The 20,571-nt window shown below is 61.1% G+C and carries 20 protein-coding genes; 13 read left to right on the plus strand and 7 right to left on the minus strand.

Annotated elements, in window-relative coordinates:
- Positions 1-3 precede the first annotated feature (3 nt).
- The 13 genes from VJS46_RS00560 (at position 4) to VJS46_RS00620 (ending at position 13,090) form a co-directional block, all read left to right on the plus strand.
- The gene (locus tag VJS46_RS00560; RefSeq protein WP_324057373.1) at positions 4-765 is read left to right on the plus strand and encodes a polysaccharide deacetylase family protein; all 762 of its coding nucleotides are present in this window, start codon (positions 4-6) and stop codon (positions 763-765) included.
- The gene (locus tag VJS46_RS00565) at positions 753-1,943 is read left to right on the plus strand and encodes a glycosyltransferase (RefSeq protein ID WP_324057374.1); all 1,191 of its coding nucleotides are present in this window, start codon (positions 753-755) and stop codon (positions 1,941-1,943) included. Before VJS46_RS00560 ends, VJS46_RS00565 begins: the two co-directional genes overlap by 13 nt.
- The gene (locus VJS46_RS00570; RefSeq protein ID WP_324057376.1) at positions 1,933-2,889 is read left to right on the plus strand and encodes a hypothetical protein; all 957 of its coding nucleotides are present in this window, start codon (positions 1,933-1,935) and stop codon (positions 2,887-2,889) included. The genes VJS46_RS00565 and VJS46_RS00570 overlap by 11 nt, the downstream gene beginning before the upstream one ends.
- Entirely contained in the window at positions 2,886-3,398 is a 513-nt protein-coding gene (locus VJS46_RS00575; protein ID WP_324057378.1) for a DUF2141 domain-containing protein, read from the plus strand. Before VJS46_RS00570 ends, VJS46_RS00575 begins: the two co-directional genes overlap by 4 nt.
- A gap of 2 nt (positions 3,399-3,400) precedes the next feature.
- Positions 3,401-4,576 carry a glycosyltransferase gene (locus VJS46_RS00580; RefSeq protein ID WP_324057380.1) on the plus strand — a complete coding sequence of 392 codons (1,176 nt, stop codon included), beginning with the start codon at positions 3,401-3,403 and terminating at the stop codon, positions 4,574-4,576.
- Positions 4,566-5,366, plus strand: coding sequence for a hypothetical protein (locus tag VJS46_RS00585; protein WP_324057382.1), 801 nt, complete (start codon positions 4,566-4,568; stop codon positions 5,364-5,366). The genes VJS46_RS00580 and VJS46_RS00585 overlap by 11 nt, the downstream gene beginning before the upstream one ends.
- Positions 5,367-5,448: 82 nt before the next feature.
- The gene (locus tag VJS46_RS00590; RefSeq protein ID WP_324057383.1) at positions 5,449-5,778 is read left to right on the plus strand and encodes a metalloregulator ArsR/SmtB family transcription factor; all 330 of its coding nucleotides are present in this window, start codon (positions 5,449-5,451) and stop codon (positions 5,776-5,778) included.
- Between the two features lie 8 nt (positions 5,779-5,786).
- Positions 5,787-6,305 carry an arsenate reductase ArsC gene (locus VJS46_RS00595; RefSeq protein ID WP_324057385.1) on the plus strand — a complete coding sequence of 173 codons (519 nt, stop codon included), beginning with the start codon at positions 5,787-5,789 and terminating at the stop codon, positions 6,303-6,305.
- A complete protein-coding gene (locus VJS46_RS00600) occupies positions 6,302-7,027 on the plus strand; it encodes an MIP/aquaporin family protein (protein WP_324057387.1) in 726 nt (241 codons plus the stop codon). Before VJS46_RS00595 ends, VJS46_RS00600 begins: the two co-directional genes overlap by 4 nt.
- 30 nt (positions 7,028-7,057) lie before the next feature.
- A complete protein-coding gene (locus VJS46_RS00605) occupies positions 7,058-8,275 on the plus strand; it encodes an ectonucleotide pyrophosphatase/phosphodiesterase (RefSeq protein WP_324057389.1) in 1,218 nt (405 codons plus the stop codon).
- Between the two features lie 187 nt (positions 8,276-8,462).
- On the plus strand, positions 8,463-10,886 hold the full coding sequence (locus VJS46_RS00610) for a TonB-dependent receptor (protein ID WP_324057391.1): 2,424 nt from the start codon (positions 8,463-8,465) through the stop codon (positions 10,884-10,886).
- A gap of 120 nt (positions 10,887-11,006) precedes the next feature.
- The gene (locus VJS46_RS00615) at positions 11,007-12,266 is read left to right on the plus strand and encodes an MgtC/SapB family protein (protein ID WP_324057393.1); all 1,260 of its coding nucleotides are present in this window, start codon (positions 11,007-11,009) and stop codon (positions 12,264-12,266) included.
- Positions 12,267-12,364: 98 nt separating this feature from the next.
- Entirely contained in the window at positions 12,365-13,090 is a 726-nt protein-coding gene (locus VJS46_RS00620; protein WP_324057394.1) for a DUF899 family protein, read from the plus strand.
- Between the two features lie 12 nt (positions 13,091-13,102).
- On the opposite strand, the gene VJS46_RS00625 is transcribed toward VJS46_RS00620, so the two are convergent.
- From VJS46_RS00625 to VJS46_RS00655, 7 genes are all read right to left on the minus strand, one after another.
- Positions 13,103-13,489, minus strand: coding sequence for a VOC family protein (locus VJS46_RS00625; RefSeq protein ID WP_324057396.1), 387 nt, complete (start codon positions 13,487-13,489; stop codon positions 13,103-13,105).
- A 39-nt stretch (positions 13,490-13,528) separates the two neighbouring features.
- On the minus strand, positions 13,529-15,133 hold the full coding sequence (locus tag VJS46_RS00630; RefSeq protein WP_324057398.1) for a hypothetical protein: 1,605 nt from the start codon (positions 15,131-15,133) through the stop codon (positions 13,529-13,531).
- Between the two features lie 113 nt (positions 15,134-15,246).
- Positions 15,247-16,110 (minus strand): protein-glutamate O-methyltransferase CheR, encoded by an 864-nt coding sequence (locus VJS46_RS00635; RefSeq protein WP_324057400.1) that lies wholly within the window; start codon positions 16,108-16,110, stop codon positions 15,247-15,249.
- Positions 16,107-17,177 (minus strand): chemotaxis protein CheB, encoded by a 1,071-nt coding sequence (locus VJS46_RS00640; protein WP_324057402.1) that lies wholly within the window; start codon positions 17,175-17,177, stop codon positions 16,107-16,109. Before VJS46_RS00640 ends, VJS46_RS00635 begins: the two co-directional genes overlap by 4 nt.
- A 37-nt stretch (positions 17,178-17,214) precedes the next feature.
- Positions 17,215-17,580 (minus strand): response regulator, encoded by a 366-nt coding sequence (locus VJS46_RS00645; protein ID WP_324057404.1) that lies wholly within the window; start codon positions 17,578-17,580, stop codon positions 17,215-17,217.
- A 70-nt stretch (positions 17,581-17,650) separates the two neighbouring features.
- A complete protein-coding gene (locus VJS46_RS00650; protein ID WP_324057405.1) occupies positions 17,651-18,085 on the minus strand; it encodes a chemotaxis protein CheW in 435 nt (144 codons plus the stop codon).
- Positions 18,085-20,463, minus strand: a complete 2,379-nt coding sequence (locus VJS46_RS00655) for a chemotaxis protein CheA (protein WP_324057406.1) — start codon at positions 20,461-20,463, stop codon at positions 18,085-18,087. Before VJS46_RS00655 ends, VJS46_RS00650 begins: the two co-directional genes overlap by 1 nt.
- Positions 20,464-20,571: the final 108 nt, after the last annotated feature.

The raw sequence follows: 20,571 nt of genomic DNA on the forward strand, positions 1-20,571 counted from the left end.
CAAATGCGAGCCGCCAAGCGCCTGATTCTGTCCATTCACGACGTTGGCCCGCGCTTCGAGCGTGAGGTTGATATATTGCATGAGCGCCTCGCTCAGCCTGCAGGACCCCGCAAGGTCGCCATGCTGGTGGTTCCCGACCATTGGGGGGAGGCGCCCATATTGCCAGGCTCTCCCTTCGCCGCGCGGCTTCGCGGCTGGGCAGAAGGCGGGACGGAGATATTCCTTCACGGCTGGTTCCACCGCGACCTGGCGCAACATGGCGGGTTCGCCCGGTTGAAGGCGCGGCACATGACGGCGGGCGAAGGCGAGTTTCTGGGCCTCAGCCACGAGGAAGCGGCGCGGCGCATGCGCGACGGGCGCGAATTGCTCGAGGACATTATCGGCAGGCCGATCACAGGCTTTGTCGCACCCGCATGGCTCTATGGCCCCGGCGCATTGGAGGCGCTTTCGGCGGAGGGCTTCGCGATCGCTGAAGACCATTTGAAGGTCTGGCATCCGCCAAGCGGCCGAATTCTCTCCCGCGGTCCAGTCATAAGCTGGGCCAGCCGCAGCAAAGGCCGAATAGCATCATCGCTGGCTTTCGCGGCGCTTGCGCGGCGGGCGCTCTGGCCGCTCGATATCCTTCGCCTTGCGGTGCACCCCGGAGACACCGGCGTGCCCGCGCTATTGAAGAGTATCGACAAGACCCTCGCCACGCTCAGCCGCGAGCGGGAGATCATAGGATATGCCGACCTGCTGGGAACCCCTGCCCCATGCGCATACTGACCTTTCTGCACAGTTTCGAACTGGGTGGCGTTGAACGGATAGCGCTTCGTCTCGTCCGGGCCTGGCGGGAGGCGGGCATGGACGCACCGCTGTTCATGGGGCGCGAAGACGGACCGCTGCGAAAGGATGTTGCTCAAGATCTGTCATGGCACCTTCCGGACCAACCGCCCTTCAGCACCGCCGGTTTCGAAACCATATGGATGATCCTGACGCTGCCGGCTTGCATCCGCAGGGTCCGTCCCGACCTGCTCTTTTGTGCGGGAAACAGCTATGCCGTTGTTGCTGTCGCAATGAAGCTGTTGCTGGGGCGCAACTGTCCCCCCATCGTCGCCAAGATCAGCAATGACCTTGTGCGGCATGACCTGGGACGTATCGGCCGGTTCTTCTATGGCCATTGGCTGAGAGTTCAGGGACGGCTGATCGACCATTTCATCGGCATGGAACGCCCCATGGCCGAAGAAATCGCCCGTGCCATGAGGATCGATCATCGCAAGATCGGCATCATCGCCAACCCTGCCTTGTCAGAGCAGCAGATCGAAGACATCCGGTCCAAATCGTCCCGCAGCCGCCGCGATGTGCGCGAACGGCGCTTCGTGGCAGTGGGACGCCTGGTCAGGCAGAAGAATTTCGAGATGATGCTGCGGGCGTTCGCGCGTGGCAGCGGTTCCGGGGACCGGCTGACGATATTGGGCGAAGGCCCCTGCCGGGAGCACCTGCAAAATCTGGCCGAAGAGCTTGGATTAGCCGAGCGTATTTCCATGCCCGGCCATGTCCCTGATCCCGCGGCCTTGCTCCCAGGTTTCGACATCCTGCTTCTCTCGTCGGCCTATGAAGGCGTGCCTGCCGCGATATTGGAGGCCTTGGCGGCGGGCCTTCCCATCATCGCCACCGACTGCAGCATCAGCATGCAAGCCCTGCTGATGGAGGGAAAGCTGGGACAGATCATTGCGCCTGGAGATGAGGACGGTTTCGCCAATGCAATCGCAGCGGCGCGGCCAGGAGCGCAGGACCTACAGGCCAGCCTTGAACAGGCGAAACGCTTCACTATCGAACGGGCGTCGCTGGTCTATCGCGACTGTTTCGGGCAAAAAATTCTACAGGCCCGGCTGAGGTCACCATCACCTGGCGCCGTCTGTGCGGGATGGCCAATCTCAAGTCGGACGATGCATGACAACTGACAGCTCTGGCACCCTCACGGCGACGGCTCTTGCCTCTGCGGATGGCGCGGACCTTGGACGGATCATTGCGACGGAGCCGTTGATCAGAACGGGCAGGAACTGGACTCGCTGGGCAGGTCCGGTCATTTCCCTCCTGATCCTGGTCGCCGTCATTTATCAATGCCGCCAGTTGAACCTGGGCGATGTGCTCGCTCTTGTCCCCTGGAGCATTCCCTTCTGGGTCTGCTTTGCCCTGTCCTACAGCGCCAGCCCCATTGCCGAATGGGTCATCTTCCATCGCCTCTGGTCGATACCTTTGAATGGCTTTGCGGCGCTTTTCCGCAAGCGGGTCAGCAATGAAATTCTTCTGGGCTATCTCGGCGAAGTTTATTTTTACGCCTGGGCCCGCCGCAACAGCCAGATCACGACCGCACCGTTCGGGGCCATCAAGGATGTGGCGATCCTCTCCGCGCTGGTCGGAAATGTTGTCACGCTGGCGATGATCCTGATCTCGGCGCCGTTTCTGGGATCATTATTCTTCGGAAAGGAGGCTTCGGCATTTGGCTGGTCGGTGGCCTTCATCATGGCGACTTCGCTGCTTGTCATGCTATTCCGAAGGCGGCTTTTCTCGCTGCCGCGCAAGGAATTATGGGTGGTGACGGGAATCCACTTCCTGCGGATAGCCGCCACGACGGGACTGTCGGCATATATGTGGCATCTGGTCCTGCCGCAGGTGGAACTCATCTGGTGGTTCCTGCTTTCGACCGTCCGCCAGATCCTTGGGCGCTTGCCTTTCCTTCCGAACAAGGATGTGGTCTTTGCTGGCCTCGCTGTCTTCCTCATCGGAAGGGAGAGCGAAATTCCTTCCCTGCTCGCGATGATGGCCGGGCTCAGCCTTGCCGCGCATCTGGCCGTCGGCGCGCTTCTGGGCGCGAGCGAGCTGATCCGGGAAGGAAGCAAGGCATGACTGGGCTGACGCTGACCTTGCTGGTGGGCGCCGCGATCATCCCTTCCACACCCGATCTGGGGAAGTCCGAAGCGCAATGCCGTCCGAATGAAGACGGTCCTGCCTTTCTCGTCAGGGTAGAGGGGCTCAAGGACCGCAGGGGCCGGCTCAAGCTGGAAGCCTATCCCGCGAACGACAAGGATTTCCTTGACGACGACAATATCCTGATCAGCCAGGGCAAGGTTTTCCGCCGCGTCGAAGTCCCCGTTCCGCGCAAGGGAGCGGTGCAGATCTGCATTCGCGTGCCTCGTTCGGGACCCTATGCGCTCAGCCTGCTGCATGACCGTGACAGCAACAGGAAATTCGGCTTGTCGGTCGATGGGATCGGCTTTGCCGGCAATCCTAGACTTGGCACAGCCAAGCCCAAGGCTGAGCAGGCGAGCGCCATGGCCTATTCCAGTCCAACGCGCCTCTCCATCGTCATCAACTATCGCCGGGGCCTTCTCTCCTTCCGGCCCTTGGGAGAATAGGCATGCGGATTGTCGATGTCTGCGCCTTCTACACGCCCCATGGCGGGGGCGTGAAAACCTATGTGGAGCGAAAGCTGCATGCCGGGCCAGCGGCTGGCCATGAAATCATCATCCTTGTACCGGGCCAAAAAAGCGGTGTTCAGCACCATGGTCCCAGCGCCAGGATCGTCAGCCTCCCCAGCCCGCGCTTTCCATTGGACCGCCGCTATCGCTATTTCGATGACGAAGCCGCATTGCACCATGCACTGGATCAGCTTCGCCCGGACCTGGTGGAAACGTCATCGCCTTGGGGCAGCGCCTCCATGGTGGCGCGCTGGCGGGGCAATGCGCCGCGATCGCTGATCATGCATGCCGATCCCCTGGCCGCCTACCCCTATCGCTGGTTCGGGGCGCTGGCGGACCGGGAGCAGATCGACCGTCACTTCGAGTGGTTCTGGCGGCATCTGAGGCGCCTGGACCAAAGCTATGACATGGTCGTGAGCGCGAGCCATGATCTAGCGTCAAGATTGGGCTCTGGTGGGCTCGGCAAGGTCGTCACCATTCCCATGGGGGTGGAGCCAGGCCATTTCTCTCCGCAGATGCGCGACGAAGCGCTTCGCGAAGAAATACTCGCCCGCTGCGGGCTTGGGCGGGATGCGACGCTGCTGATCGGCCTTGGCCGCCTTGCTCCCGAAAAGCGCTGGCCCATGGTCATAGAGGCTGTCACTGCCGCAGGCTATGATCAGCCAGTCGGCCTGCTGCTGCTGGGAAGCGGCCGTGAGAGACCGAAACTGACGCGTACCATCGGCAACAATCCGCATATCCAGCTCACCGAAGCAATTAGGGGCCGGGAAAAACTGGCGCGGCTACTGGCGAGCGCCGACGCCTTGGTCCATGGCTGCGAGGCGGAAACTTTTTGCATGGTGGCCGCCGAGGCGCGAGCCAGCGGCCTGCCGCTGATTGTGCCGGACATGGGCGGCGCTTCCGATCAGTTCCGCGCGGGCCAGGGCGGGCGCTATGAGGCAGCAAATACCGGCAGCCTTGCCGCGGCGATAACAGCGTTCATTGAAGCCGATCCGCTCAAGCAACGCGGCGCCGCGACTGCCGAAGCCGCCAATGTGCGGACAATGGATCATCATTTCGCCGATCTGTTCGGTATGTATGAAGGAAGCAGGCGGGAATTTTCCTATGCGGCCTGATCGGATCGTTGCTGCCTTTCTGCTGTGTCTGGCTTCCCCGGTTTCAGCGCAGGAGGGCGCAGCGCCAGTTGCCCTTCGCATTGACGCCGCAGAGGCCAATCAGGGCGTCGCTTCGGACGGCACCCATGTCTATGCCGTCGATAATAGCCGCATCGGCAAATATGCGATGGCGACGGGCAAGCGCGTTGCTGAATGGCAGGGCGACCCTGCCCGTTTTCCGCATATCAACAGTTGCATGACATGGGACCGTCAACTCGTCTGCGCCGCATCCAATTACCCGAGCGTCCCTCAAACCAGCACCGTTGAATTTTTCGACCCCCGGACACTCAGGCATGTACGCACGGTCGATCTTGGCCGAGGACCAGGATCGCTGACGGTCATCACCCGCCATGCCGGGAAATGGTGGGCGGTATTTGCCAATTACGACGGCAAGGGCGGAGAGCCTGGCCGGGATCATCGCCATACTGTGCTGGTTCAGATGGACGATCGTTTCCGGCAGCAGAAGACGTGGTCCTTTCCACCCGAATTGCTGGAAAAATTTGCGCCGAAAAGCTGCTCGGGCGGAAGCTGGGGGCCGGACGGCAGGCTCTATGTGACGGGTCATGACCGGACCGAGCTTTATGGGCTGGACGTCCCGCCCGAGGGTTCGGCGCTCAAATTGGCAGCTACCATAGCCATCGGCACCGCAGGCCAGGCCATCGCCTGGGACCCGAAAACACCCTGGCGGCTATGGTCCATCTCCAGGGACCGCAAAATGCTGGTGGCAAGCGATATCGCACCGGCCCAGTGATTCCATGCGAAGGGACGGCACGTTTCCTACGCAGGACGTTACTGGTCTTGCCACACCGCATTTATTCGATATATCTCGAATTATGGATACATCATCCGCTATCGTCGCTCTCGGGGCGTTGTCGCAACATACCCGCCTGGCAGCTTTTCGCCTGCTGGTAAGGCATGAGCCCGATGGCCTGGCCGCCGGAGCGATTGCGCATGCTCTGGACGTGCCGGGCAATACCTTGTCCACCCATCTTGCCATCCTGCAAAGCGCGGGGCTGGTGAGATCCGAACGCCACGGCCGCATTATTGAATATCGGGCCGATATTGCCCGGTTAGGCGATCTGATGCTGTTCCTGGCCAAGGATTGCTGTGCCGGAAGGGCCGAGCTTTGCCGGCCGCTAGCCGCTGAATTGAGCTGCTGCTGAGGGAGTGTGTGGTGATTGGCAAAATCTATAACGTGCTCTTCCTGTGCACTGGCAACAGCGCCCGCTCGATCATCGCCGAGGCGCTGATGAACCATGATGGGGCGGGACATTTCAGGGCCTATAGCGCAGGCAGCTATCCCAAAGGGGCGGTACATCCCATGGCGCTGAAGGTACTGTCGGATCTCGGCATAGCTACGCAGGATCTCCGTTCAAAAAGCTGGGATGAGTTTGCCGGTCCGGGCGCACCCGCATTCGATTTCATCTTCACGGTGTGCGACAATGCGGCGGGAGAGACTTGCCCGCTATGGCCGGGGCATCCGATCACAGCCCATTGGGGAATTGAGGACCCTGCGGCCGTCGAAGGCGAGGAGCAGCGTGAGGCGTTCATGCAGGCACTCCGCTATCTGCGCCGGCGGATAGATTTGTTCCTGGCACTTCCGCTCGCCACGTTCGACCGTGAGGCAGCAGAGGGCAAGCTGAATGCGATTGGCGCTGAGGAAGGCGCCACCAGAAAGGACTCCGCATGACGTCGCCGCTCCCGCGCGGCCTGGCGGGCGAAGCAATCGGCAGCTTCTTCCTTTTTGCAACCGTGATCGGATCAGGCGTGATGGCCGACCGGCTGGCCGGGGGCAATACGGCCCTTGCGCTTCTGGGGAACAGCCTCGCCACCGGAGCAATGCTGTTCGTCCTCATCACTATGCTGGCTCCCCTGTCGGGGGCGCATTTCAATCCGGCGGTCAGCCTCATCTCCCGTTGGAGGGGAGAGATCACGACCCAGGCTATGATACTCTATATTTTCGCCCAGCTTGGAGGAGGTTTGCTTGGCGTCTGGATGGCACATGGAATGTTCGAACTGCCGATATTGCAGATATCAAGCACAGCCCGCACCGGCTTGGGGCAATGGCTGGGCGAGATGGTGGCGACCTTCGGCCTAGTGCTGACGATCCTAGGCACTGCAAGAACCCATCCCCGCGCTGTGCCCGCAAGCGTGGCTCTCTATATATCCGCCGCCTATTGGTTCACATCTTCGACCAGCTTCGCCAATCCAGCCATCACCATTGCCCGAAGCCTCAGCGACAGCTTTGCCGGCATTGCCCCCGCCCATGTGCCCGCCTTTATCGCTGCCCAGCTCGCAGGAGCAGCTCTTGCGCATTGTGCCAGCAAGGCACTGTTTCCGCGTGACGACAAAGCCGAAACTTCCTTTCAGGTCAGCGGCAATGTGCAGGCCGATAGGCAATGCGTCACGTAGCTGTCATCACCCGCAATTAGCTGGCGATCCATGCTTCGATCCTTGCTTCTCTGGCTGCTGATCCTTTCGAGTGTCAGTACGGTCCATGCGCAAACGCGCACTTCGGAAAACCCCGTCACCATCCTGATCTCTATCGACGGTTTCCGTCCAGACTATCTGGAGCGCGGCATCACTCCGCATCTGAATGCTTTGGCGGCGGAGGGCGCACGCGGGGTGCTGAAACCCAGCTTTCCCACGAAAACCTTCCCCAATCATTATGCCATCGTCACGGGGTTGCGGCCTGACCGGAACGGAATCGTCGGCAACAGCATGATTGACCCGGAACGTCCGGGGCAAATGTTCTCCCTGGGCGATGCGCAGCAATCGCGCGATCCCTTCTGGTGGAGCCAGGTGGAACCCATTTGGGTGACCGCGGAAAAATCAGGCATTCGCACAGCGACAGCTTTCTGGCCGGGTAGCGAAGTCGCCATTCAGAACAGCCGTCCGCATGACTGGCTGAGGTTCGACCAAGCCATTTCCAATGCGCAACGCGTGGACACGGTCATCGATTGGCTGCGGCGGCCCGAGGCCATCCGTCCACGCCTCGTGACACTTTATTTTGACGCCGTCGATACCGGCGGACATCGCTTCGGGCCCGAAAGCGCAGAGGTCAACAAGGCCATTGCGGAGGTGGATGCGGCAGTCGGGCATCTCGCCGAGGAGATCGCGAAGCTGGAACGTCCTGCCAATCTCATCCTTGTCTCCGATCATGGCATGGCGGCAACCGATGAAGCGAAGACGATCCAGCTTGACGCGCTTATCGAACGGCAAAGCTATATTGCCGTCGAAACCGGCCCATATGCGGCTATAGAGCCCGCTGCCGGCACTGACCGCCGCGTTCACAGCGCACTATTGAAACCGCATCCGCACATGGCCTGCCATGAGCGCGAAAAATTTCCGGTGCACCTTCATTATGGCCAAAATCCGCGCGTGGCGGCAATCATATGCCTCGCCGATCCGGGCTGGGTGATCCTTTCGGGACCATCGCCCTACCCGCTGTCGCCGGGCGGCGCGCATGGATGGTCGAATGACATGCCGGAGATGCGGGCGCTCTTCATTGCCTCGGGCCCCGCTTTCACCAAGGGGACCAACATCGGGCTTATCGACAATGTCGAAGTCTATCCCTTGCTGCGCCGCCTGCTTGGGCAGCCCGAAGCCAAAAATACTGATGCCACTGGCAAGCCCGCAGAGATTTTGCTGAAGAAATAGCAACGGCTGTCGGTCAAGTAATTCTTGCCTCCGTGTTTCACAAACATTTCAGCAGGATGTAATGTCCCAGTCATGCTTCGGTCATGCCGGAGTAAAAAAATTTCCCCAAGGAGCGCTCAAGCGGTCACGATAGTCGCAGCCCTGGAGCGGGTGCCTGATGCATAACTGCATTGGGGGAAAACAACTCGTGAAAATCTATGGAAATCTTTTTGGCGCCAGCCTTGTGGCTCTTGCCTCGACTTTGACGGCCGCTCCCGCATTCGCCCAGTCGACGGGCTCGATTGAAACCGAGGAAACAATCATCGTGATGGGCGCTCGGGTAACCGACGGCATCGGCGGTGTCGTCGCGCCCGAGACGACAAAGGCGAAGGCCGTTCTTACGCAGGAATTGATCGAGCGGCAAAATCCTGGCCAAACGATCCTCAACGCCATCAACATGGTGCCTGGTGTCAACTTCACCAATTCGGACGCCTATGGCTCGTCGGGTGGCAATCTTCGCATCCGTGGCTTTGACGGCAACCGCATTTCGCTGACCCTTGACGGCATGCCGCTCAACGACACGGGCAACTATGCCATCTTTTCCAACCAGCAGCTCGATCCTGAACTCATCGATCAGGTGAACGTCAATCTTGGCGCGACGGACGTGGACAGCCCCACTGCTTCGGCTTCGGGCGGCACGGTCAATTACCGCACCCGCCTGCCCAAGGATGATCTGGGCGCGGTGCTTTCCGCATCCTATGGCGAGGATGATTTCCACCGGGTCTTCGGTGCGATCGATACCGGCGTCTTCACCAGCTTTGGCACCAAGGCCTTCTTCTCCGCCAGCATGGCCCGCAACGACAAGTTCAAGGGCCCGGGCAAGATCGACAAGCAGCAATATAATGCCCGCATCTACCAGCCGATCGGCGACAATGGCGACTTCATCTCCATCGCCGGGCATTATAATGAGAACCGGAACACTTTTTATCGCGCTCCGAATCTTTCGGAGATTCGGACATTGACGGGGGAAACCCTTCCCGCCGGCATCAACAATACAGCGCTCATCGGCGATTTCTCGGGCGCGCAGGAAGACGCTATCATGGCGTTCGACTATGATGCCACCTGCACCGTACCTACGCCGGTAGCCGGGACGGCGCAGGCAGCGTCGACCTGCTCGAACTATCATGGGGTCCGCATCAACCCCTCCAACACAGGCAACGTCCGGTTCAATTCGCGCTTCACGCTCACCGAAAATCTGATGTTCACCGTCGATGGCGCCTTCCAATATGTGCTCGCCAATGGCGGCGGTTCGACCGCCTTGGCCGAAAACTCGGCACAGCTCATTGGCTCCTCCAGCGCGCTTGGTGTCGATCTGAATGGTGACAGCGACATACTGGACACAGTGCGCGTCTATACGCCCAACAATACCAACACCCGCCGTTATCTGGCCACCGCTTCGTTGATCTGGGACGTGACAGAAAACCACCGTCTCCGTCTTGCCTATTCGTTCGACCGTGGCCGACATCGCCAGACCGGCGAATTCGGCTTTTTGAACGCGAGCGGCAATCCGCTCGATGTCTTCGGCGGACGCAATGAACCGGGGGTGATTTCGGCCGACGGAGCCCAGTTGCAACAGCGCGACCGCTTGTCGATTGCCCTGCTTCACCAGGTCGCGGGCGAATATGTCGGCAAGTTCATGGACGAGCGCCTGACGGTTCAGGCGGGTATCCGCGCTCCGTTCTTCAAACGCAAGCTTGACCAGCACTGCTACACCATGCCGGCGAACGGCTTCGCCTATTGCTCGACGCAGCCGGCGAGCACGGTGGACCCGACCTTTGCCCGGCCATTCGAAAAAACCTACAAATATGACAAGCTGCTTCCCAATGCCGGCTTCAATTACAAGTTCACTGACCAGGCGAGCATCTTCGGCAGCTATGCGAAGGGTTTCTCCGCGCCGCGCACCGACAATCTCTATCGCGCCGCCGTGGTGGATGTGCAGCCCGAAACGACCGACTCCTTCGACCTCGGGGTGCGCTACAGCAGCTCGCGGATTCAGGCGCAGTTGACGGGCTGGGTGATAAACTACAAGAACCGGATCGTGTCCTCCTTTGACCGCGACCTCGGCATTTCGCTCGACCGCAATGTCGGCAAGGTCGACAGCTACGGCTTTGACGGCAGCATCGCCTGGCGGCCCATCGATCAGGTCACGCTCTATGCCTTCGGTTCCTATACCCATGCCGAACTGAAGGATAATATTGAGGTCAGCTCCACTCAGATCCTGCCGACCAAGGGCAAGTTGGTCCCTGAAACGCCGGAATGGCAGCTTGGCGGCCGGGCCGAATTCACCGCCGGGCCGGTCAGCCTCGGCCTTCAGGGCAAATGGGTCGACGACCGCTATGCCACGGACCTCAACGACGTGCTGGTAAAGGGCTATACGTTGGTTGATCTGGACGCCCGCTTGAGCCTGGCGCAGTGGGGCCTGGACAAGACCTATTTCCAACTCAATGTGACCAACCTGTTCGACGAATTCTATTTCGGCAGCTTCATGACGCAGGTGCAGGGATCCAATGGTCCCAACTTCACGGTAGGCGCGCCGCGCACTGTGATGGGTACGGTACATTTTGAATTCTGATCGAGCCTATCGGTAAAAAGGGAGGGCGCGTCTGTTTCAGGCGCGCCCTTCTCCATTTCGTTACCCTTGTCTCAGCGCGCTCCTCTTGCCGGGAACGCAGGCTCGGTGCATGCTGGCGGCATGGATGCGCTGCTCAGCCGATTAGCGGTCGCGCTGGCGATCGGTCTTTTGGTCGGCCTTGAACGGGGCTGGCACACGCGGGATCAGGAGGAAGGCAAGCGTGCTGCGGGCCTTCGGACTTTTGCGCTTTCCGGCCTGCTCGGCGGCGTTGCCGGAGCCATGGCGCTGGCGACCAATCCCGTCGTCCTGGGGCTTTGCTTCATCGGCTATGCCGGCGTATTTGCAGCCTTCCAATGGCTGGAGGCCAAGGAAAACAAGGATCTTGGCGCAACGACGGTCGTAGCCGGACTGCTCACTTTCGCTCTTGGCGCTTACGGGGTTCTTGGCGACCTTAGAATTGCGGTTGCCGCCACGGTCGCGATGACGCTCGTTCTTGCCCTTCGGGAACCGCTGCATCGATGGATTGCCGCCCTGCGCTGGGAGGAAATCCGGTCGGGGCTCATTCTACTGACCATGACATTCCTGCTGTTGCCGGTCCTGCCGAACAGGCCGATCGATCCCTGGCAATCAGTCAATCCCGCCGAGATCTGGCTGTTCGCCATCATGATCGCGGCGATCTCCTTCGGCGGCTATGTCGCGATCCGTGCGCTTGGGGACCGCGCAGGGGTCGTGATGGCAGCTATTGCAGGCGGCCTGGCCTCCTCCACCGCCACCACCCTGACTCTCGCCCGGCTTGGCAAGGAACAGCCTGACTCCAGCCGCCTGCTTGCAGGGGGCATATTGATCGCGGGAGTCGTCATGGCAGTGCGCGTGTTTGTGGTGGCCTCACTGCTCAATCGCGCGTTATTGCCTGTCCTATGGCCTCCGCTTCTGGCCCTCGCGCTTGTCATGGGAGCCGCAGCCGCGCTCCTTTTGTTCGGCGATGGCAAGACCGCCACTGCCGAAATCAGGATCGACAACCCGCTTGAGCTGGGCACGGCGATCAAACTTGCCGCGTTGATCGCCATCGTCCTGCTCGCGGCGGAGGTTGTGCGGGACATGGTGGGTGAGTCCGCCGTGCTGGCCGTCAGTGCCATTTCGGGCATCGCGGACGTCGACGCCATCACAATCTCCATGGCCCGCCTTGGCGGGCAGCAGCTAAGCCTTGCCTTGGGGATGCAAGCGATCGCGCTGGCCGTAGGGGTGAACACTCTGGCAAAGGCCGTCATGACCGCCTGGGTCGGGGGAACGAGGATCGGCGCCTATGCCGGCTTGGCAAGCGCGCTTGCAGTGGCGGCTGGAGGCGCTGCGCTTCTGGCTGGCCAAGCCCTGCTTGGATAACATCAGGGAACGGTTCGGCCTGAATACCATTATTCACGCGAAGCCCCGCGCCCTTTGCTCCCGCTCAAAGCACCCGATCAGTACTGACCCAGGAGGTAATGATGCTACATCTGTCCTTCCCCAACGAAAGCGCTGAATACCGGACCGCGCGAAACGCGCTGCTCTACGCAGAGATCGCCCTGCGCCGCCAGCTTGAAACGGTCGCCGCCCAGCGCCGCGCACTGCCGCCGGGCGGTGCGGTACCCGAAGATTTCCTATTCGAACGGATCGGCGCGAACCAACGGCCTGAACAAGTAAGGCTCTCCGAGTTGTTCGGCGACTATCCCAGCATCCTGCTCTACAGCTTCATGTACGGACCCGAGCGTGACCAGCCCTGCAACGGCTGCACCCACACGCTCGACGGACTCGACGGCAGTGTCTTCCACGCAGACCAGCGCTTCCCCACCTATATCGTCGCCAAGTCACCAATCGCCCGCCTGGAGGCTTGGGCGCGAAAGCGGGGCTGGCGCAATCTCAAGCTGCTTTCGACTGCTGGCAACGGCTATTCCCACCATTATTTCGGTGACACAACGAAGTTTGGCCCGGAAATGCGTGCCGCCCGCGGCTATGAACCAGGGAAGGACTGGGATCAGCCGATGTATAATGTGTTCCGCAAACATGCCGACGGAACGGTGCGCCACTTCTGGGGCAGCGAATTGCTTTACGTGGACGAGGAACCGGGCCAGGACCACCGCGCCGGCGATCTGGTCGATCCGGTCTGGGGCCTGCTCGACATGAGCCCGGAAGGCCGAGGCGACTTCTTCCCGGAGCTAAGCTACGACTGAACGCCACGACGGTCAGTGTTGCTGGGCAATCTGAATGAGATTCCCGCATGTATCGTCGAACACGGCAATAGTCACGGGACCCATGGCGGTCGGCGGCTGGGTGAAGTGGACGCCCACCGCGGAAAGCCGGGCATGCTCGGCGTGCACGTCTTCGACCGCGAAGGATGTGAAAGGAATCCCATCGGCCTTGAGCGCCGCCTTGAACGGCTTTGCAGCCGGATGAGCGTCGGGCTCCAGCAGCAGTTGCACGCCATCGGAATCCCCCGGCGAGGTAAGCGTCAGCCAGCGGTGCTCGCCCATGGGCACGTCCAGCTTGGGCTCGAACCCAAGCACATCCCGGTAGAAGGCCAGCGCCTTGGCCTGATCGTCGACCAGCAGGCTCGTCACCACGATCTTCATCCGTCTTTCCCTTCAATAAACACTGAAAAGGCGTTCCGCTCACATGGCAGGTGGCAATTCCGGGGCTGGCAGCGCAGCAGGTTGCGCGACTGGCAGAGGCACATTGACGGGTTCGGAAGCGCCATATTCCTTGATCTGCAGAACCAGACCGTCCGGCCCGCCGCCAGCTACCGGCACGTTGAGCGACAGCATATTGTCGCCGCGCACTTCCCATGACAACGCCTTCGGCTTGGACTTCCCTCGGCTCAGGGAGATGCCTGCAATACAGGCTGGCGCAACACCTTTCAGTGTCACGCTATTGTCCCGGCCGGGTGTCAGCAATGTGCCGTCGACAGGCTGCCATGGCTCGCCGCCTGCAAACTGCAGGGAAAATTCCGGTCCCTGGAACTGCTTGAAGCCCCAGAAACCATGGAGCGCAGCCGTAACATTGCCGGAAACATCTGCGGGTATCGCGCGATCCCTCTTCAGGACATAACCGCCCCTATCCGCTCGTGCCTCAACTGGAAGGTCGATGGTTTTCCCGCCAGCGGCCGTAATCCTGATCGCCATGTTCCGGGCATAGCTGGTGGAGTAGATCAGCGGAGCGCCGTCAACAGGCAGCAATACATCCTGACGCGACGCGCAGATCGGCTCCTGCTGCAGGCTGCGCAACTGTGGTGGACGGTCAGCTTCGATGGATGGCATGGCCGCGACCAGAACGGATTTCGGCTTCTGGAAGGAAGGTGCGGCATTGAGCAGCAGCGCCACATTGTCGCTCCGGCGTATGCTCAGAGCGGGCAGATAGTTGAACTGCGGATTGCTGAAGGCGCCGAACATGCGGGCAACATCCCGGACAACGCCGATATAGGGCGTGTAATAGCCATAGCCCGCTTCCCGGGTGGTGCTGAGCTGCAGGGCAAGATCAGTCGGCGCCCCCGCCAGGGTCTCGGCTACCGAACTGCTGTGCATGTCAGGAAGCACAAGCGATTCCCGGTCTTCAAGCAGGCAGGAGGCCTGGCGGGCAATCACCCTGTCGAGACAGCCCTCGTTGAGCTTCATCGACAGGCTGCGTGCCAGGACCGGCGCAAGCGTCCGCAGAAATTCGGGATGGGTATTCCCCTGCGCCTGGATTGCCCCCATGAAGGCGTCCAGGCGGGAGCGGTCCAGCGAAGCCTGATTGAGCGCCTGCGTCGCCCGTACAAACTCACCAGGGCGGCCGCGCACCGTGTCCGAAATCGCATCGGATGCGCCCCCCGTTTCGGGCACCAGAAAAAGGACGAGCTGCTTTGCCCCTTCGGGTACCTTCAAGGAGAGGTTCTTATCCTTGTCTTTGCGCTTCCATGTCTCGGCGGTCTTGATCCAATCCCTTGGCGGCGGGTTGGTCGCGCCGCGCAGGAATGCCGACAGAAGCAGGAAATTCGTCCCCTGATCCTTCGGCATGTCGGCCTGTATGGAAAGCTGGTCACCGGCCGCGAGCGCGGGCACGGCATCGATTGGAAGCGTGATCCCGTGCCGCTCAACCGTAACACGCAAGCCTGGACCCGGAAGGTCGAACGGCCCAGACTCAGCCGCCTGAACCTGCGAAAAAGCCAGTGCCGGCAAGACCGTGACGCTCAAGAGGCGGGACAGCCCCAACAGATAGGCACGCAAATGACATGTCCTCATATTGCTCCAGATTCAGAGGACGATAACGCACTAATCTTCGTAGCGGTACCCTGGCCGAACTCGAGGAAGGAAGCTCAGCCTGCGACGGGCACGTTCCATGCCCGAAGCTGAAGCTATCGGAGCCCGCCAGCCGAACCTGTCCGCATTTGCGCAGGATGGATGATGCGCCGTTCATAGCTGCCGCGGAAGTCCCGGCTGGCGACGAAATCATCCGTCTGGCCCATCACAGTCTCACCCGCCCCAAGGATCAGGTGACCATCCGCAGCGGCGAGGCTTACGAGATTGTCGAACACTTTCCGGCGCAACTCGACCGAAAAATATAGCAGCACGTTGCGGCACAGGATGAGGTCATAGTGAAAGGGCGGAACCAGCGGCTCCAGCAGATTGTCGACACGATAGTCGATAAGGTCCAGCAGGTCGCGGCTGGCCTGCCAGTCGTCGCCTGCCGGTTCGAACCAGCGCAGCAGGTCATTGATGCCAAGGCCCCGCTGTACCTCCATCTGGCTGTAAAGCCCAGATCGAGCGCGCGCGATCACGGAAGAGGAAATGTCGGTCGCCAATATCTGAACCCGGCATCCAGACCAGTGCTCTGGATATTTGCGGATCAGCATGGCGATGGAAAGCGCCTCCTGCCCGGTCGAACAGCCCGCGCACCAGATCCGCACCGTCTGCTTGCCAGAGGCGGCCAAGTGCGGAAGCAGTTCCCGTTCGATCATGCCGAAGGTGGAAAGGTCGCGGAAGAATGAGCTTTCATTGTTCAGCATGGCGTCCACGGCGGCATCCAGCAGGTGCCGTTCATCGCCCGATAATAGCCGGCTCACCAGGTCTTCGAGGTTGGCGATATTCTGTGCGCGCAGCAGCGGCTTCATGGCGGTCTCGATCCGCCACATACGATTGGCCGCAAGCTGCTGCCCGGTTCGCGCCTCGAGCAATCCTGCGAGGACCCGCATGGCGCCGGAGAATTCGGCCTCCGTCATGCGGCCTTCGCCATCTGGCTGAGCATATAGGGGCCGATCTGCACCGGCGGCAGGAGGGCGCTCGCCAGCCCCGCTCTCGCCACTGAGCCAGGCATGCCCCAGATCACGCTGGTTTCGGCGTCCTGCGCCACGATCCAGCCCCCTGCATCCACGATTTTCCGGGCTCCAGCGGTCCCGTCCCGCCCCATGCCGGTCAGCACGACAGCCGCCGAGGCGGGGCCAAAGGTTTGCGCCATTGAGGTGAACATGGGATCAACCGCGGGCATGCTGGCGAAAGGCTCGCGTTCGGCGTCAAGGAGGACGCTGACCGATCCGTCGCGCCGCGTGCGGCAAGTGAGATTGGCTTCGCCTGGAGCGATATAGACATGGTCGGGCTTCAGCAGATCGCCGTCCTCGGCAATCTTGACCGGCATTGGGGTCATCCGGCCAAGCTGAAGCGCGAAATAGGGCATGAAGTTGGGCGGCAGGTGCTGCGTCAGCATGATGGGCACGCCGATCCCTACGCCCAGTCCCTCGAACAACTGGCCGAGCGCATGGATGCCGCCAGTCGACGCCCCGACGCCAAGGCAAGCGATGCTGCCGCGGCGGCCGGTCCGGCGCAATCCGCAGCCAATGCTGCCCTCGCTTTTATTTTGCCACCTTGCCTGTTCGCCCAGTTTCAAAAGGCGCTTGATCAGCATTTCGGGAAATTGGCCGCTAAAGACGCTGCGGCCGGGCTTCGCCATGATATCGCTCGCCCCGATAGCGAGCGCCTCGACCGCTGCTGCGCTCCCCTCATCGCAATTGGAGGACAATATGATGACCCGGGCCTGGCCACCCTGCTTCAGTATCTCCGGGAGAGCCATCAAACCGCTTTGGCCCGGCATCTCGATGTCCAGCATGATGACATCGACTCGATGGCTGGCGAGGTAGGCTATGGCTTCGGCCGCGCTGGCCAGCTTCTCACACAACTCGAACCGCTTGTCCTGGGTGACGATCCGCTCGAACACGCTCCGCGCCACCAGCGAGTCATCGACGATCAGCAGGCGGATAGGGCGCTCAGGAGACAATTCGCCGGCGGCCTTCATTGGTACAGAGCGGGGCATCGCCGAAGGCCTTTCAGGTTCAGATGACGCCGACGATCTGCAGCTTGCTTTCCAGAGTATCCCTGTCGAACGGCTTCATCACATATTCATCGGCGCCCGCCTCCACGGCCGCCTTGATGTGGCCTATTCCGTTCTCGGTCGTGCAGAAGATGACCTTGGGCCGCGGCTCCACCGGAAGGTCGCCGAGCGCCTGCAGAAATTCCATGCCGCTCATGACCGGCATGTTCCAGTCGAGCAGCACCACGTCAGGAACCGACGTTTCGCAATGGGCAAGCGCTTCCCTGCCGTCGCACGCCTCAGACACCGAAATCTGCAGCGATTCCAATATGTGCCGGGCGACCTTCCGGATCACCTTGGAATCATCGACCACGAGACAATTTTTCATGAAACGACCTTTTTTGCCGGTGTTATGCCAAAGCTACGGCATCTTCGTAAGAGAATGGTAAACGCCCCCTTCAAGCAGCGAGCGGCTGCATTTGCTCTACGAAACTGCTGAGGCTGATCAGCAGATGAGGGCCATTTTCATTTTCCACCATTTTTTGCGTGAAGGGCCGCCATGCCGGATCGAGTTGGCCGCAAAGCGGCAGTTCGCCACTGACAGCGGGGGCAATGTCGCTTACCGAATCCACCGTCATGCCATAGCTGTGGCCAACAATGTCGGTAATGATTGCGAATGATCCTGGAGCAGTGGTGGCTTGCCTGCCCCATACCAGCGCGGCTGTATCGATGATCGTAAGCACCCGGCTGCGAAGCGCGGAAAGGCCCACCACATGGCTCGGGACGCGCGGGACGGGCGAAATCTCCGTCAATTTCACCACCGCTTCGATCTGGCAGGTACGAATGGCAACGTTCGTGCCGCCGATGCTGGCAAATAGGTAAAGCTCGCCCATCAGGCCGCCCTTTCCATCTTGGCAGATTCGATCGCCGCGATCAGGGCGTCCCGGTCATAGCGATAGATGCTTTGGTCATTGGGCCCCTGCGGCCGCTGCGCGTTGCGCAGCTTCACCACCGGCCGATCGACGATCGTTTCCGCGACGGGCGACTGGGCGAAACACAGCACTATATCGGCCTCATTCGCCGCGGTCGCATCATCCAGCACCGGCTCATAGCCCGCCTGACGGATGAGCGGCGCCAATATCTCCTGCATCCAAGGATCGTCCTTGTCCGCGAGAAGACAGCGGACGGGCCGGCCCGCCACTATCTCTTCAGGAACCGACGCAAGCAGCGCGAAGGGATCGATAACCTCATATTGCTTGCCCTCAATAGCCGTGACCCCCGAAATGATGCCGCTCCGGCAGGTAAGATCCGGGACTGGGGGCATTTGCACGATGTCCATGATATGCGCGACCGGATAGCAGAACTCATTCTCTCCATCCCGCAGGCGAAGCGCCGTAACCGCTCCTTCGGAAAGATCGTCGAGCCGGTGCACAACCGGCAGAAGCTTGCCTTCGATCCGGACGAACCACTGGCCGGCGGACTGGCCGAACTGTTCAGCGGGGATGTCCTCGACCCGTTCGACCAGCGACAGGCGCAGAAGCCGTTCCTCGCCCGTCCGCTCCGTGAACATGAGTGCGCTGACCAGTTCCGCCGCGGCAACATCCTTGTCCGGGCCGCGATGTTCCTTGGCCTCCGCTTCACCATCGATCATCGGCAGCATGGCGGCGCTGGCGAGGCCGCTCGCGTCGAGCAGGAGCATGGGCTGGCCATTATCCGGAAGCGTCATTCCAGCATATAGGCCCGAAGCCATGACCAGGGGCGCCGCCGGACGGATCACCAGTTCCTCATGATTGTCCACCGCCTGCACCCCGAGCGCAAACGGCACGCCGGAGGTCGAGCGGATGACCACCAAGGTGCGCTTCCCGCCCTCCTTGATGGCTTCTAGTCCCAGAAGGTCCTCAAGATCGATCATCGAATGGCGGATGTTGCGGATGGTTGCAACGCGGGCGCCGCCGACGCTTGCAATCGACAGCGTCTCATTATTGTCGTGCAGTATCTCCACCACGGCCGCGCGGGGAATGGCGAAGTGCTGTCCCCCGGCGCGAATGATCAGCCCCGGAATGATGGTCAGGGTCAACGGAACGCGGAGCGTGATGCGAAGGCCCCTGCCCGGATGGTTGTCAAGCCCGATGACACCGCCGATCCGTTCGACATTCGACCGCACGACGTCCATGCCGACGCCCCGGCCGGAGACCGAGGTAACTTCCTTCGCGGTTGAGAGGCCGGGTGCAAAGATCAGGTCCAGCCGCGCAGCATCGGAAAGCTCGTTCGCCTTCTCCCGGCTGATGATATTGGAGGCGATCGCCCTCGCGACGAGCTTATCGGTATCTATCCCGCGGCCATCATCGGCAATCTCGATGACGATTTGGTTGCCCGCCTGACGGGCGGCGACACGCAGATGTCCTGCCTCTGCTTTTCCGGCCTTCAGGCGCTCGGCGGGTGCCTCGATTCCATGGTCGATCGCGTTGCGGACGATATGGGTCACCGGGTCGACCACCATCTCCACCATCTCGCGGTCCATCTCGACATCGCCCCCCTCGATGATGAGGTCGATCTTCTTGCCCAGTTCGCGGCCAACGTCGCGTACAATGCGCGGAATGGCCACGAACAGCCTGTCGACGCGCTGCATGCGCGTCTTGCTGATCGCATCGCGCATATCGGCCACGCAGTTGGACAGCCGTTCAAAGGTGCTTTCCAGTTCAGGATCGGAGAAGCGCTCCCGCAGCTTGCGCGAAAGCTCGTTGCGCGCCAGCACCATGTCGGAGACACCGTTCATCAACTGGTCGATCAGGCTGAGCGGCAAGCGGATGCTGCGCATACCCCCCGTTGGACGCCTCGCTTCGGCACTGGCGGGCCCGGTCTCCGCTCCGGCGGGCTTTTCGGTTACAACGACCGCCCCAATGTCGGGGTTGAGCAGGGCGTCGATCAATATATCGTCGCTCTCGCTCGGGACCGAAGTGCCTGCCACGACGGCCTGGGCGAGTTCGCCGATCCGGTCCATGATGGCCAGGACGGCGCTAACCGTCATGGCATCAGCATCGCGCTTGCCTGCGCGAATCTCCGAAAGCACATCTTCCGCGGCATGGCTAAGCCGTTCGAATCGCGGCAGGTTGAGGAAGCCGCAACTTCCCTTCACCGTATGGAAAAAGCGGAAAATCGCATCCAGCCTTTCCCGGTCCATGGGATCAGCCTCCCACGCGACGATTTCGCCGGCCAAAGCCTCCATGGTTTCCTGGGTTTCGGAAATGAATTCCGAGAGCAACTCGTCCATATGGTCCCATCCGACTTCGAAGCCGGGACAAAATGGCCCATGTTGGTTAAGGCGGCGTTAAAGGCGGTTGGGCAGCGGCTCGACCAAACTCTATTTCGTGGGCCCTGC

The sequence above is a fragment of the Rhizorhapis sp. genome (assembly GCF_035276005.1).
Classification (GTDB): Bacteria; Pseudomonadota; Alphaproteobacteria; order Sphingomonadales; family Sphingomonadaceae; genus Rhizorhapis.